The sequence below is a fragment of the Sphingobium algorifonticola genome, assembly GCF_004005485.1.
GTDB lineage: Bacteria > Pseudomonadota > Alphaproteobacteria > Sphingomonadales > Sphingomonadaceae > Sphingobium > Sphingobium algorifonticola.
The window spans coordinates 1-13,157 of sequence record NZ_RZUL01000012.1 but is presented as its reverse complement, the minus strand read 5'-3'; the positions used below and the strand labels follow the sequence as shown (position 1 = coordinate 13,157).

General features: G+C 61.2%; 17 protein-coding genes. 6 read left to right on the top strand and 11 right to left on the bottom strand.

Annotated elements, in window-relative coordinates; all coding sequences use genetic code 11:
- The first annotated feature begins 178 nt into the window (after positions 1 to 178).
- Genes ENE74_RS16765 through ENE74_RS16750 form a run of 4 tightly spaced genes read left to right on the top strand, consistent with a single transcriptional unit; the run spans position 179 to position 1,756 of the window.
- On the top strand, positions 179 to 823 hold the full coding sequence (locus tag ENE74_RS16765; protein ID WP_127692026.1) for a S24 family peptidase: 645 nt from the start codon (positions 179 to 181) through the stop codon (positions 821 to 823).
- Between the two features lie 11 nt (positions 824 to 834).
- Entirely contained in the window at positions 835 to 1,260 is a 426-nt protein-coding gene (locus ENE74_RS16760) for a thermonuclease family protein (protein WP_127692025.1), read from the top strand.
- Entirely contained in the window at positions 1,251 to 1,559 is a 309-nt protein-coding gene (locus ENE74_RS16755) for a DUF5818 domain-containing protein (protein WP_127692024.1), read from the top strand. The genes ENE74_RS16760 and ENE74_RS16755 overlap by 10 nt, the downstream gene beginning before the upstream one ends.
- Complete coding sequence (locus ENE74_RS16750) at positions 1,559 to 1,756, top strand: DUF6961 family protein (RefSeq protein WP_127692023.1); 198 nt, start codon at positions 1,559 to 1,561, stop codon at positions 1,754 to 1,756. The genes ENE74_RS16755 and ENE74_RS16750 overlap by 1 nt, the downstream gene beginning before the upstream one ends.
- A 33-nt stretch (positions 1,757 to 1,789) precedes the next feature.
- Here the strand turns inward: ENE74_RS16750 and ENE74_RS16745 are convergent, their stop codons facing one another.
- From ENE74_RS16745 to ENE74_RS16730, 4 genes are all read right to left on the bottom strand, one after another.
- Positions 1,790 to 2,029: a hypothetical protein gene (locus ENE74_RS16745; protein ID WP_127692052.1), complete on the bottom strand. Its 240-nt coding sequence runs from the start codon at positions 2,027 to 2,029 to the stop codon at positions 1,790 to 1,792.
- Between the two features lie 72 nt (positions 2,030 to 2,101).
- Positions 2,102 to 5,038 carry a MobF family relaxase gene (gene mobF, locus ENE74_RS16740; protein WP_127692022.1) on the bottom strand — a complete coding sequence of 979 codons (2,937 nt, stop codon included), beginning with the start codon at positions 5,036 to 5,038 and terminating at the stop codon, positions 2,102 to 2,104.
- Positions 5,039 to 5,075: 37 nt separating this feature from the next.
- Positions 5,076 to 7,460, bottom strand: coding sequence for a type IV secretion system DNA-binding domain-containing protein (locus ENE74_RS16735; RefSeq protein WP_127692021.1), 2,385 nt, complete (start codon positions 7,458 to 7,460; stop codon positions 5,076 to 5,078).
- Positions 7,450 to 7,782 (bottom strand): ribbon-helix-helix protein, CopG family, encoded by a 333-nt coding sequence (locus ENE74_RS16730; protein WP_007013863.1) that lies wholly within the window; start codon positions 7,780 to 7,782, stop codon positions 7,450 to 7,452. Before ENE74_RS16730 ends, ENE74_RS16735 begins: the two co-directional genes overlap by 11 nt.
- Positions 7,783 to 8,223: 441 nt before the next feature.
- On the opposite strand from ENE74_RS16730, the gene ENE74_RS16725 reads away from it, so the two are divergent.
- On the top strand, positions 8,224 to 8,418 hold the full coding sequence (locus ENE74_RS16725) for a hypothetical protein (protein WP_038576635.1): 195 nt from the start codon (positions 8,224 to 8,226) through the stop codon (positions 8,416 to 8,418).
- A 102-nt stretch (positions 8,419 to 8,520) separates the two neighbouring features.
- Here ENE74_RS16725 and ENE74_RS16720 read toward each other — a convergent pair whose 3' ends face one another.
- Entirely contained in the window at positions 8,521 to 8,757 is a 237-nt protein-coding gene (locus ENE74_RS16720; RefSeq protein WP_127692020.1) for a hypothetical protein, read from the bottom strand.
- A 224-nt stretch (positions 8,758 to 8,981) separates the two neighbouring features.
- On the opposite strand from ENE74_RS16720, the gene ENE74_RS16715 reads away from it, so the two are divergent.
- Positions 8,982 to 9,314, top strand: coding sequence for a DUF6437 family protein (locus ENE74_RS16715; RefSeq protein WP_241242068.1), 333 nt, complete (start codon positions 8,982 to 8,984; stop codon positions 9,312 to 9,314).
- Positions 9,315 to 9,430: 116 nt separating this feature from the next.
- On the opposite strand, the gene ENE74_RS16710 is transcribed toward ENE74_RS16715, so the two are convergent.
- From ENE74_RS16710 to ENE74_RS16685, 6 genes are all read right to left on the bottom strand, one after another.
- Positions 9,431 to 9,820, bottom strand: a complete 390-nt coding sequence (locus ENE74_RS16710) for a single-stranded DNA-binding protein (RefSeq protein ID WP_038575578.1) — start codon at positions 9,818 to 9,820, stop codon at positions 9,431 to 9,433.
- Positions 9,821 to 10,117: 297 nt separating this feature from the next.
- Positions 10,118 to 10,546 (bottom strand): DUF6915 family protein, encoded by a 429-nt coding sequence (locus tag ENE74_RS18565; RefSeq protein ID WP_127692019.1) that lies wholly within the window; start codon positions 10,544 to 10,546, stop codon positions 10,118 to 10,120.
- A gap of 10 nt (positions 10,547 to 10,556) precedes the next feature.
- Complete coding sequence (locus ENE74_RS16700; protein ID WP_127692018.1) at positions 10,557 to 10,994, bottom strand: DUF6878 family protein; 438 nt, start codon at positions 10,992 to 10,994, stop codon at positions 10,557 to 10,559.
- A 117-nt stretch (positions 10,995 to 11,111) separates the two neighbouring features.
- A complete protein-coding gene (locus ENE74_RS16695; RefSeq protein WP_127692017.1) occupies positions 11,112 to 12,065 on the bottom strand; it encodes a DUF2493 domain-containing protein in 954 nt (317 codons plus the stop codon).
- Between the two features lie 299 nt (positions 12,066 to 12,364).
- Positions 12,365 to 12,787: a hypothetical protein gene (locus ENE74_RS16690; RefSeq protein ID WP_127692016.1), complete on the bottom strand. Its 423-nt coding sequence runs from the start codon at positions 12,785 to 12,787 to the stop codon at positions 12,365 to 12,367.
- Positions 12,788 to 12,798: 11 nt separating this feature from the next.
- Positions 12,799 to 13,157 (bottom strand): zincin-like metallopeptidase domain-containing protein (locus ENE74_RS16685; RefSeq protein WP_241242067.1); only part of this gene is annotated, 359 nt, incomplete at its 5' end.

Here is a 13,157-nt window from a genome sequence, read left to right as displayed (position 1 = left end):
GTCTCTCCCAAACATGCTGGCCTTCGTACCGCTACGCGCCAAATAGCCCTCAATCTGGTCCAGGAGCTCCATCGCCTTCGACTCGCTTTCCGCTTGTGTTCTTGTTATGTTCTTATTAGGAAGGCTTCCTAGAGTCTAGGATCGAATTTCCTAGACGGATGCGATAGGACCCCCAGCGATGGAAGATGCACGCAAAGCCCTGGACGAACTGATCCAGCAACGAGGCTGTAATTACTCCTCGATCTCCCGGCTTCTTGGACGCAACGCGGCCTACATCCAGCAATACATCCGCCGCGGCAGTCCCCGCCAACTGGACGAGCAGGACCGCTCCGTGCTCGCCCGCTTCTTCGGCGTGGATGAAAAAATCCTCGGCGCTCCCGAGCGGCGATCCGGCCCGGTCGTCGAACTGGTCCATGTTCCGGTTCTCGATGTCGAAGCCTCGGCGGGGCACGGCGCTTTGGCCGAAATGGAATCCAAATGCGCCCAGTTCGGGTTCGACGAGAAGTGGCTGCGCCGTCTGACCGCAAGCAAAGCTACAAGCCTCTCGATCATCGCCGTACACGGGGATTCGATGGAGCCAACGCTGCATGACGGCGATGAAGTCATGGTCGATCTCAACGATGGGCAGTCGCGGCTGCGCGACGGGATCTATGTGCTGCGCATGGACGACATGCTCAGCGTCAAGCGGGTCGCAATCGAGCCGCAAGGCAAGCGGGTCTCGGTGCTCAGCGACAATCCGGCCTATCCCAGTTGGCGCGGACTGGAGAAGCGGACGATCAATATTGTCGGCCGCGTGCTTTGGTTCGGCCGCGCGCTTCGCTAGGTAACTCGCCAATGCTTGCCCTCCTCGCTGCCTCGATCGTCGCTGCCGGCCAGACCTTTACCTGCACACCCACGCATGTCTGGGATGGCGATGGGCCCATATGGTGCGCCGAAGGCCCCCATGTCCGCATCGCCGGGATTGCAGCGCGCGAAATGGACGGAACATGCCGAACCAACCAGCCCTGCCCCGACGCGTCGGCTATCGAAGCGCGCGACGCGCTCGTCGATCTTCTTGGCGGCCCACGCGGGACCATCTCGACAGGGCACGTCGTGGTTCGTGGACCGAGATTGACATGCCGGTCGGAAGGTTCGGCCGGTGGCAACCGGACGGCTGCCTGGTGCCGACTGCCGAGCGGAGCCGATCTCTCCTGCTCGATGATCCAGACACGCACAGAGCTGCGCTGGGATCGCTACTGGAAAGGGCCTGCATGCCGCTAGGCCCGGAGCTCTATCTGACAGGCCGTCTTGCCGAAGGCCCCTTCGGACTTGAACTGCATTCGGACGGCGGGGTGTGGGAGCTCGACACCGGGCGTGGAGCACGCGGGTTGCTCGGATGCGAAGTGGAAGTCTGCGGACGCCGCGCCGGGTTCAACGAGCTCATCTGCGATCAGATCTGGCCAGCAGGACAACCCCGCCCTCCTCGCTCCAAATTCAATATTGAACTTTTATTGGCGTGCAGTGTCGTGGGCTACGGTTTGATCGCGTTCTTTCTCGGCCTTGTTGGACGTCTCGGCTGATGCTGAGCGATTGGGAACTCTGGGCCTGTGCCAACCAGGTCCTGAAGACACATGGCGATGATGCACCGCTTCATGTCGCCGAGCAGATCGGCGCGCTCGCTCTGGCACGGGACGAGGCGGGTATCGCCACCTGGAAAGCCATTGCCAAACGCGTGGCGGAGCTGATGGGCAAGGAAGGCCCGACCCAGCTTCAATAAGCCAGAACTGCCTCAGCCAAGTCACAGCAACGGTTAGCCGATCGGCGATAGATCGCCCGGAAAGAGAGTGGGCTGAGAGCTCCCGCCCGCATTCCCCTCTCCTTCGATCTCCAAACCCTGCATGCGTTCGACCAGGTGGCGCGCGAGATCAACACGAGCATTACGCTGGGTTCGCGGGTCGTCAGCACCGAGCCCGACAAGCGTTGCTTCGGACGCAACCGCAAGCGCGACTTCGATATGCGTGAACAGGATTTCATCGGCGATTCGGGGCATGGCTGACATGAGAACAAAAGCAGAACTAATAGTCAACCGGTCCCATATGGACCCTTTCGGATCGACGCTGCGTCAGATCCCGATTTCGAAGGGCTTGGTGATCGAGCGATCGAGTTCGGGCGGCTCGCGAGCCGGTTCTTGCGAACGATCAGACGCCTTGCCCTTCGCCTGGCCCGTTGCTGCCGCATCGCGCAGCTGATTGACCGTTTCGAGCGCCGAGCGCTTCATTCCCGGATTGCGCTCAACAGCTGCTTCGAGCTTGCCCGCATTGTCGACAAACAGGGTCAGACCATCGCGCAGGCGGGTTATCGTCACCAGAAATGTCTGCTGATTGGCAAGATTGCGTTCGCGGCTGTCCATGACGGCGATCCCGCGGTCGGAGGTCAGACCCTGCGCCATGTGCGCATTGAGCGCGTAGGCGAGATCAAGACGCTCGAGCATGGGGTCGCCCAGCCCCAGCAGGTGTTCGGCGCCAAGCGACGTTTTCACTGTGACACCCTTCGGATCAACCGCCACGATGCGCGCCTGATCGGCGTTGAGCAGGCCGCGCATATGATCGGTCGCGGTCCAGCGGATGCGGTCACCATCGTGAATTTCTAGTGGGCGAACCTCAAACAGACGCAGCGGATCCTGGTCACCTTGCGGTCGCATCTGGCCCGGCCGGAATTCAAAGCGCTTGCCCCGCTCGTTCTGCAGCATCACGCGTTCGCGGGTCGGATCGATTTCGACCACTTCATAGCGGCCCTTCTGCAGCCCCTGCCCCCTTTGCCGGCGGTCGACTTCGAGCACCATGCCGGCCGCATAGCTGCGCGCATAGCGCATTTCCTCACGCGTCAGGTTGATGCGCGACAGGACATTCAGCCGCAAAGAACCCGGTCCCAATTCACCATTGGCCTTGAGCCCGGTCTGAACGGCGTCATTCACCTGTCCGCGCAAATTGCGACCCGAGGCATAGATCGCGGTCACCTCACGCTCAGCAGGCGAAAGCGATAGCCAGGCCGCCGCAGCATCAATGGCAGCTGTATTACCTGAAGCGACGATATGCGGACCGAGATGCCGCAAGGCCTCGTCGATATGTCCGCCCTGCGCTGCGTATTGAGCATCGCGCAGCGCCTTATCGCGGGCACGGAGATTGGTGTTCATGGTGGCCGTTTCGACGCCTGCCTTCTGCATGACGTCGAAGGGCTTGCCGGCATCGACAGCGCCCAATTGCTTCCTGTCCCCAATGCTGGCGAAGCGGTCGAGCTGGAGCAGATTGGCGAGACGCACGAGCCTTTCCTTGTCGGCATTGCCGACCATCGAGGCTTCGTCGAGCAGCACCGTGGTGCCGCGCAGAGACGCGCGAGCCTCGGCGAACCTCGCCTGGTCTGCTCCTTCCAGAAGGTCCCGATGTTGGCGCAAGAAGCGCGCGACCGTCATCGACGGAATGCCGGTGTCACGTTCAAGCATCTGCACGAGCGTGTTCTGGACTGCGAGCCCGAGTACGGACCTGCCTTCCTCGCGCAAGATGTCGGCAACGGGTTTGAGGACGGTACTCTTGCCGGCGCCAGCTACGCCTTGAATAGCGACAATTCGGTTATGCGAAGCGAGAAGCAGGCGCCCTGCCCCCTCCTGCCCTGGGTTCAAGGTCAGGCCATATTTGAGCTGAGAGAGCGCCTGTAGCCGCCCTCCGGCCACATCAGCTTCGACCACCGCAGTCCCATGTCCCCGGCCACCTTCGACGGCCGCAATGATGCGCTGCTCGAGCCCGATTGCATCGCGGGTTGTGACAAGATTGCGATCTGCACCCTTGCCTTTTTGCAGGTGGCCCTGGCGCAGCAATTGGTCGACGCGGTGTTCGATATCGGCAAGAGTTGTGGGCAAGGCGAAGCCAAGCGCTGAGCGATAAATCTCGGTCCGCGAGAAGGCCGCCTCGCGCTCGCCCAAGTGCCTGATCGCCGATGCGACCGCATGAACGGCCGCGATCTGCTCGGGCGTCCGGCGCCCCATGTCGCGAGGCACAAGCGGGTCGCCCTGACGTAGCCCCAGACGCTCCGCGAAGGTCGCAGCCAGAAGGCGCGCCCGCTGACCGATCGATCGGACCGAATTTCCAATTCCGGAGACAGAACCAATGTCGGTGGCGGCCCTTGCATTGGCCTGTGAAATGACAAGCCTCGGATCAAAGCCCAACTGTGCTGCTGCCTCGCGCCATTGGTTCACGAGAGCCTGGCGGTCTGCCACCGGCCCTTTGTCCGCCCGGGTCATCAGATTGGCCGCGTTGCGCGCCGCGAGGCCCTTGCCCTCCATCGTCGAAAGCTTGTCGAGGATCTCGGCACGGCGCGAACTGAAGGCATCACGAACGGATTTGGGAACGCCCACCGCTTCGAAATTGCCATGCTTGCCGTATTCGCCAACCTGGTATCCGAGCTTTTCTACCGCCAAGCGGAAGCGCGCCATGGTCATGGCGTTGAGCAGCGTGTTGTGCTCCCAAATCTTGTCATTTCTCAGCGCTCGCCATTTGCCATCGGGTCCCTGGGTGACATTGGCAATCACCGCGTGAAAGTGCGCGTTGGGCTCCTGATTGCGGTTCGTATCGTGCTGGAAAAGCCCGATCACGAGATTGCGCGTCGCGACCACCCGTTCCTTGCCTCGGACCTCCATGCGGGTTTCGGCGAGATTCTTCTCGGCCCAGGCCAGCGTCTCGCGGACGGCCGCGCCGTAGGCATCGAGGATACGCCTGTCGCCGCCGACGAGGGCAAGGATGGACCAGCTCTTGGGCATCGAAAATGTAAGATCGGTGCCGGCGCGATGGGCCCTGTTATCGCTCCCGACACGGCTGCCATCGGGCAGCATGCCCTTGAGTACGGCCTCGAACTGCGAGGCTTCGATAACGCCTCGCAGGCCAAGCGTCTCCGCGCCTCTACCAAGCCATTGACCAGATCTCTCGGCATCGGCGCGGGTATAGTAATTGTCAGCGGCAAAGTAGTTAGCAGCGCCGCCAGCCGTGCGGACGTTGGCTACAGAGAGCATCAGGCGTCACTCCGCCCGGCGGCGTCTGCCTCGTGCGTCACAGTTCGAAATCGCCGAGATCGGGACCCTCGTGCGAAGGCTGATCCTGCTCGGGAACGCCGTCTTCGAGCATGAGCTTTCGGGCTTCTGCCTCTCGCTGGCGCTGGGCTATCCGATCGACGGCTTGCGACTTATCCGAGGGCGGATTGGCCCGCGGCAAGTCGCTTCGGTGTCCCTCCTTCACACTATTCGATGGATCCTTCTCATCGGGATGATCGCCTTTGCGGAGCGCCGCATTCTTCGGCAGCAGCGGACGGGAGTTACGCGGCATTGCCTTGCGCTCTTCGGGCGACGATTTTCGCGGATGACCGGACTTACCTGACACCTTCCTGGTGTCGTCGGGAATGTCCTTCTCCACCCGTTTCGCGGCCTGCTGGCGTGATTGCTTGGCATCGACCTCGACAGCCGGCTCAAGGGGAAGGGTACCTTGCTTCGGGACGACAGGCTTGCCCGCCCCGTCATCGTTCGACGAGGGATGTTCGCTCTGACTTGCGGGCGGATTGGCAGCCGTCTCGTCGCCTTCACTCTTGCCCTCGACCTGCCGGATTGGCTCTCGATCCTTGGCCCGACCGACGAAGACATGCGCGATTCTTTCCCGGTCTATCGGCTTCAGACGGACCGGCGCTGCTGGAAAGCCGTCGGGGAATTTGATGAAGCCTGACAGGCGCGGCAGGTTCATCAACTGGTCGGGCAGCAGTAAGGGCTCGATATGCTTGCGCGGCGTCAGGCTGACAGCGTCGCGGGCATTGTTGTAGCCATAGGTGTAGCCTTCTTCCATGTCGCGAACCTGGCGATGCCCGATGAAGTCGGAACACCAGGTGGCGGTCTCGCGGTCTGCCGTACCGAGGATCAATTTGGTCCGGGCAAGCGATGCAAGCGTCATCGCCATGTTCTCACCGTAGACCTCCTTGAGCTTGGCATAGGCATGGATGCCGGTGACGATCGCGCCGCCGAAATTGCGCGCTGTCTGCAGGCCTTTTTCGAGAGCGGGGAGCCGGTGAAGCGCGCCCAGCTCGTCGATGAAGAACCAGCATTTGAGGTCCTTGGTGCGCGGCATCGTCATCAGCGTATTCATTGCCGTATCGAGCCACAGCGTGAGCAGCTGCGCGCATACGCTCATGTCGACGTAGCGCGCGGAGATGAAGACCATCGAGCCACTTCTTTTGGCGTTAGTGCCTTCGTCGTCATGGGCGCCCTCCTCGATCCAGTCGCGGACCGAAAAGCGGTGCCCGGAAGTGGGCAGGAGCTTCAGCGCCTTGGCGTTCACGTTGAACACTGCCCGGATCGATTCCGCCATACGCGCGGCTTCAGGAGCAGTCAGGGGATCGGCGATCGTGCCTCGCATCATGGCGTGGACCCGCGAGAGATCAGCGGTCATCAGCTCGCGGGCAAGCGCAGCATTGGTGCCCCGCCCTTCGGCCACCAGTTTGAGGCAGAATTCGACGAACAGCGCACGCGCTGCGATAACCCAGAACTGCGCCTCCCCGCCCCCATCATGGGGCACGAGGGCTTCCGCTGCCGCCCAGAACTCACCTTCGGTGCGGCATTCGTCAAAGAGACTCCATTGCGGACAGCGCGCGTCGAGCGGGTTCAGAATGATGTCCCGGTCGGCCTGGTAGAAGTGTTCGATAAAAGCGCCGGTGAGGTCGAAGACGACGCAGCGCTGTCCCTTGGCGCGGGCTTCGGCAATCATGTCCGACATGGCGACAGTCTTGCCCATGCCGGTAGTTCCGATGAGCATGGCGTGGCTTTGTTCGAGCCGCCAGGGATAGACAACCGTCGCAAGATGCGAGGGCCGGTATGGAAATGCCGCCGACAATTCCTTGGGCGAACACAGATGCCACTTCCAACCCATGGCGCTCGAAAGCTCTCGGGCGCGCTCGCGCTGGTTGTGCCCGCGCAGCTCGTCGACCAGTTCCGGTAATGTCACGAGCATGGCACCGCGCTCATGCTTGCGCTCTTTCGAACGGCTGCCGAAGCGCGCTGCGAACCAGTAGAACAGCACGAAGGCCGGCACGAGAAGCAAGGCCGAACGCACCAGTGCATCGCCCAGCAAGTCCAGCAGATGATCCCACGCACGGATCACCGGCGGATAGGCATCGAGCATGATGATGGGGAGCTGGACGGTTCCTCCAAACCCTGTTTCGAGTGCAACCTGTTTGGCCGGATCGAACTCCATGAAGCCGTAGATGGCTGCATAAATTCGCATCCATACGAGGTAGGTTTCGTGATCGCTCAGCCCTGCCGAAATGGTCCACCAGCTAGTCCAGGAAATGCCGATGGCGGCGATGATCAGCGGCCCCTTGAGACCTGCTGCAAACATGAAGCTGAAGTGCCCGAGCAGCTGGCTTCCGCGCGTGAAGTTGACGAGGTTACGCTTCATCGGAACCTCCCTCGCCGGCGTTTACGGAGAGCCCCAGTTCCTTGCATTTGCGCGCGTAGGCCTGATGGGCTCGCTCACGCAGACCGTGATCGGCATGCCCTGCGAGAAGGGCATCGACGCCGACCATTGTGAACACTGATTGACGGCTGACGCGGTCCACCGATGTTTCGAGCTTGGATGCAAGATCATCATTTTCGCATGCCTGCGAAAGCAGCGACCGGATCCATTCGCTGACGCTGATATCGCGCCGCTTTGCTGCAGCACGAACCCGCTCAGCGAGCTCGACGGTGACATGTACCTGGAGAGATTTTGGCCGTGTCATGCACGGACTCCTTGTGGTCAGGAGCCCGGAACGCACTGCGAAAGGCGGTTATTGTCTAAATCAGAAACGAGAACATGTCAAGAACATGCGAGATGCGCAGGAATGCGCCATTTCTCACTGCATTCAATCGAATCCGATTGGCGAATTGGCGACCAATCATTTCTGATTGAGAAGCTGCCATTTTTGCAAAAATCCATCAACACGCTGTCTTTACAGTCTTTTTTACCGCCTCCCGCTTGCGATTTGTCGCGTACGGTGTGCTCTTCCGTCCCCAGCTTAGAGGGCAGGTTCCAGTGTCATGACCAGCACGGGATCGGCGGTTTTAAAATCCCAAGACCAAGGGATGAATACCATGCCGCGCGATTGCCGATTGTGTTAAAGATTGATCGAGTCCGCCGGCAGGAAGAATGGTGTCGCGGACATCCCACAGGGAGCATGGCTATGGCGGACGTAACACTGAGCGCGACACCCAAAGGCAATGGTTTCCAGGCAACCGTGACCTATTCGAGCGGCGTGTCGATCAGTTCGGCAGAAGCCTTTCCGACGAAGGCAGAAGCCATTTCAGCAGCGGCAATGAAGGTACTCGACATGCCCGATCGGCTCGAGATATTCGATGCGTCGGACGCCGAGGGCTGATGCTGCAGGGAATGCTCGCGCGATGCCTCCGGGAGCGACAATACGGGACCCGAGCAAAAAGAAAGGAGGAAGCCCTGACGGACTTCCTCCTTGTGTGTGGCATCAGAATTCATCGCTCAGCTTTCCGGGCACTGTGTCGATGACCCGGTCCAGCATGGCCTTGGGCAGTGCGCCGTAATCGCCCTCATCGACCGCGATGTAACCTGCCTCACCATCGGTCAGGACGTATTGGGTGAAGTAGCTGTGAAGGGACCGGGCATGAGCCTTGTCGAGTGCGGCAACCAAAGCTGCCTGATCTGCCTGGAATGAACCCTGCGCGATATTCAGTGAAGCGTACATGATCTTTCCTCCTGATGTTCGATGCGTCGCATCAGGAGCTGCGAAGATGTGGGTGACGGGCCGGGTCAGGGACCGCGCATAGCGCGGCCGCGAAGCGGCGATGGGGGAAACGATTTTTGCCGGGCTTGCCCGGTAAAAATGGTGGGGCCCCGTCGTCCTTGACGCGGCCCCAAAGCCCGCATCACACTTGGCCTTTCTGCGAGAGAGACCTCTCCAACGTCAGCGTGAAAAGCACTGGCATCGCGGCAAAAACCGTTTTCCTACATCGCCCCATGCTGGCACTGTCGCGCGTGGAGGGGACCAACGGCCAGCGAAAGGACAAACTCATGGCCAGGTCCAAACCGAGCGCGCGGAACGCGCTCAAGAAGCTGCGCGAGCAGCGCGAAGAACTCGATGCACGGGAGGCCAGGCTCCGTGATGAAGCAGCCGGCGAACTGGGCAAGGTTCTTCTCGAATGCGGAGCCGAGACTATCGACCCTGCGCAACTGAAGCAGCTCATCCGCGCATCGCTCACCATCGGGATCGAGGATGCTCTCAAAAGGCTTTCCCCCGCCTGACACTTCAACCGCGGCGGGGTGTGGGCTCGATGCCCCGCCCCGCCGTTCACGCCTGCGAGCACAAAAAAGGCCCCGATGGCGCGAACCATCGGAGCCTAGTCGTTTGCGGGAGGCGCTCAGTCCTCATCGATGTCGGGCGCACCTTCATTGTTCGACGCTCGGCCCTTGGTGAGGAAGTCCACCTTGTCGGCGATGATCTCGCAGCCGTAGCGCTTGGTGCCGTCCTGGTCTTCCCACTGCGTATAGTGGATGCGCCCCTCAACCGTCACGAGCTGGCCCTTGGTGCAGTACTTGGCGACGTTCTGGCCGAGACCGTTGAAGCAGGTCACGCGGTGGAATTCGCTGTCCTTGGCGGTGTAGCCGTTTTCGTCCTTGTAGGTCTTGCCGTCCTTGCGGGCGGGACGGTCGGTGACGACCGAGATCGAGGTGATGTTGGTGCCGCCCTGGGTCGTGCGGGTTTCGGGGTCGCGGGCGATGCGGCCAACGAGGATTACGAGATTGGTCATGGTCTTTCTCCTGATCGAGCATTCCGGGTCCATCCCGGCTGCAAACCCGACTAGGAAGCGGCCACGGCGAAGCGCACCGAAGGGAAACCCCGATCTGGTTCGGGTGGTGCGGGCAGCCGGGCGCAGCCCGGCAACTCGGCCGGACCTGATCGGGGTTGCGCGTCTCGACGGGGATGCTTCAGGAAAGGTTTGCTTACAGGCCGGGTTGGTCCCGAGTGCCTTGCACAGGCCAAGCCATGACTTTTCGTATTATCGGGATGCCACGTACCCCTGACCTCGCCTGCCTCGAAGGCGACATCATATCTCGACTACGGACGCTCCTCCCGAAGCGGACGAAAGACCCCCTGAAAACGCACCGCCAGCAGCAGTCTCCACAGTGCCAAGCGGCATAGGCTCTTCCAGACGATGACCCCGCAACATCCAGTCTTGGGGCGTGATTAGGCGCCCCCAATCCGCAAAGGAAGGAATCGTACCCAAGTCCTCGCGGACGTGCTGTTCGCCTACAAGGCGAACGGGCACAACACGGCTATCGGCGTTGACGATAGTAGGCCCGAACAGCGTTTCGAGCATGAAGATGCCTTCGGCATGGTGCCGAAGGGCCCGGTGCCGCGGATCAGCAAAGATCGCCTTTGACTGGTCAAACCATTGGTGGAGCGGGAGGTAATCGTCCACCCCCCCTCCCCATTTCCGAACCGACGATAGGGCGTGATAATAGCAATGAGCCATCGCACTTCTCCTAGAGATCAGTCGAATGGTCGTCGGTCGCCGTGTAACGCAGCTGGCAGTCCAGAACGAAACTCGGCGTAGCCACGTCGACGACCAGTTCGCCGCAGGCACCATCATTGATTTCCCATCCGGGATGATGGCGTTCGAGAGCAAGGTAAGTCAGTTGCTCGAGGGCGGAATTGAGGCTCTTGTCGTCGCCTTCTCCAGCACAGTCGATCGTCACTTCGGGACACGGAACACTCGCCCCGACGGCGTCAGAGAATACGCATTCTTCGACCGCACCGCTGTCGCCGCACCCATCGAAACGGATTTCTACGCGGGCAATTTCGGCATTGCGCAGCGGGGCAATGATAGCTGCCTTGAGCCGTTGGATTTCACTTTGTGCCTGCGCCGCGCGCTCGGCCTGGCGGACAGCAAAATCCGCCATGATCGCCTGAAAATCAGTCATCAGATTTCTCCTGCAATGTGGGGGGAAGGACCGATCGTCTTGCCCACGATAACAGGCGATCTCTTTCCTCTGACGGCCTGCGCCAGCGCCGATGGCGCTGGCGCGATGCCGGACGCATCAGTCGGTATCCAGAGCCGCGCGCTTGGGAGAAGTTCCAAGCGGACCGCGGCGATCTACGACGGTAATCCGACGAGATTTCGCTTCGATGACGAGGCGCTCCAGGACCCCGTTTCCGGGAAAGGCGACGACATAACGGGGGTCAAGCGAGAGCATACGCTCATTGCGCTTGAAGCCTGCGCGTGCCCCCAGGCGCATGTCGAGGGAGAAGCTGATTTGCGGGATGTTGCGTCGTTCCGCCCAAGAAGATGCCAGACGGTCAACGCCCTTGGTATCACCGCCGTGGACAAGAACCATGTCAGGAACCCGGTCGTGAACCTTGTCCAGAGTAGCCCAGACGTTGTTGGCGAAAGTGAGAGCGTCCTGCTCGTTTGGATGGCGTGTGCGGCCACCGGCAAAGATCACCGGCGTACCTTCTGGCATGGCGGCGCGGCGCTTGGCTTCGGACCGGGCTCGGACGAACTCGCGGCCCTCCACAAGCGCGGAAGTCAGCATGGCGCTGTGATTGAAGCGCGAACTCGACACGGGCTTCCACGAGGAGCCGAATTCGTTGAGATAGAGGGCAGCGGCCACTTCGCGCATCTCTTCGAGAGCGATCATGGCCCCTTCGGCACACTGCGCACGCTCAACCTGGGTCTCGAGTTCATGGGTGTGTATTTCGGATCCATCGGCAGTGGCCAGGAGCGCTCGGACTTCGTCGGTTGCGCGGTCAACTGCGGTCGATTTGCGGGTCGCGGAACGGTGGAAGATGTTGACGAACGCCCAGCCGAGGTCCTCGGCATCGGCCTCCAGCGCAGTCCCAGAGACCATCGCAAATAGATCGGACCAGACCGCTTCAAGAGTCTGGACGACCGCATCGTGGACCGGAAAATCATTGGTGGAAACTGGGGCAGGACCAATCGAAAAACCGGAAAGATCGAGGCCGGCAAGTTGGTCAGAAAATGATGAGTGCATGGGTATTGTCCTCCTGACTGGCGTGAGGCTGACGCACCCGCTCATGGCTGCGCCAGCGAGAGCCCGTCAGGGCCAGCTTGAGGCCGTCTCCGCACCCGACAGGGGAAACCCGCTTGGGCAGGCTGGCGCGGGCAGGCCAACGGCCCACAGGGCCGGGCCAACTCGGGCCTGCGCAAGCCGGGTTGCGGAAGACTGGCGGCTGGCCCAGGGCCTCTCTCGCATGGCTTCAGACCATGAGTGCACCTGCAGGCTTCGTCAGGGAGGACAGGCACCTCGTCACGATCAAAGTGACTGGCGCATCAGGCTACCCGTTTTGCGTAGACGCCCTCACCGTTCGACATGTGACCGAGGCAGACGTAGTCGCCGAATAAGGCCTCGAAGCGTGAGGCGATTTGGGACAGCCAGCGCTGCGCTCTGGGCGATCTGGCCGTGCGCCAATCGGCATCCCAATAGGCGCCATCGTCACGCTCGACGATCCACACCGCAACCAGGCCGGCGTAAACCGACACGCCGAAATCCGCATAGGCATTGCGCATGAGGATGCGGTCTTCGCGGCCTCGCCAACCGTCGTGCGCGATCAGGGAAGGGAATGCCTGCCCTGCGCGCTCGCGCAGTTCCTCGCGGAGCCACTCATATTCGAAGTCCCAATCGTCGTCGTTTTCGATTTCGAGTACGGTGAAGGCCACAACGGCCCCGCTGGGGTAACTGACCGATCGGCCCATGACACCCTCCTTCAGGCGGCCAACGCAGCGTCGGCAGACGCTTCGTCGGTATCATCGGCAGAGATCCGTCCTGCGAGTTTGAGCAGAAGCCTTGATGCTTCCTCAGCCTTTGCAGCAGCGGTGAGAATGGCACGGTCATCCTGCTTCAGGAGCTTGAGCCAATGCTCGATATAGCTCGCATGGCTATCGAGGTGAGTGACTGGCAGACCGAGTTCAGCGCCAAGCATGGCGCTCGAAAGTTCGGCGACATATCCTGACAGTCCAGCTAAAAGTGGCGGTTGGAAGGTAAAAACCATCGGTGCCTCCAGCACTGCCCAAAACCCCATGGGTCCCCCGAGGCGGGGGTGGGCGGCGAGAACGACCGGAGAGG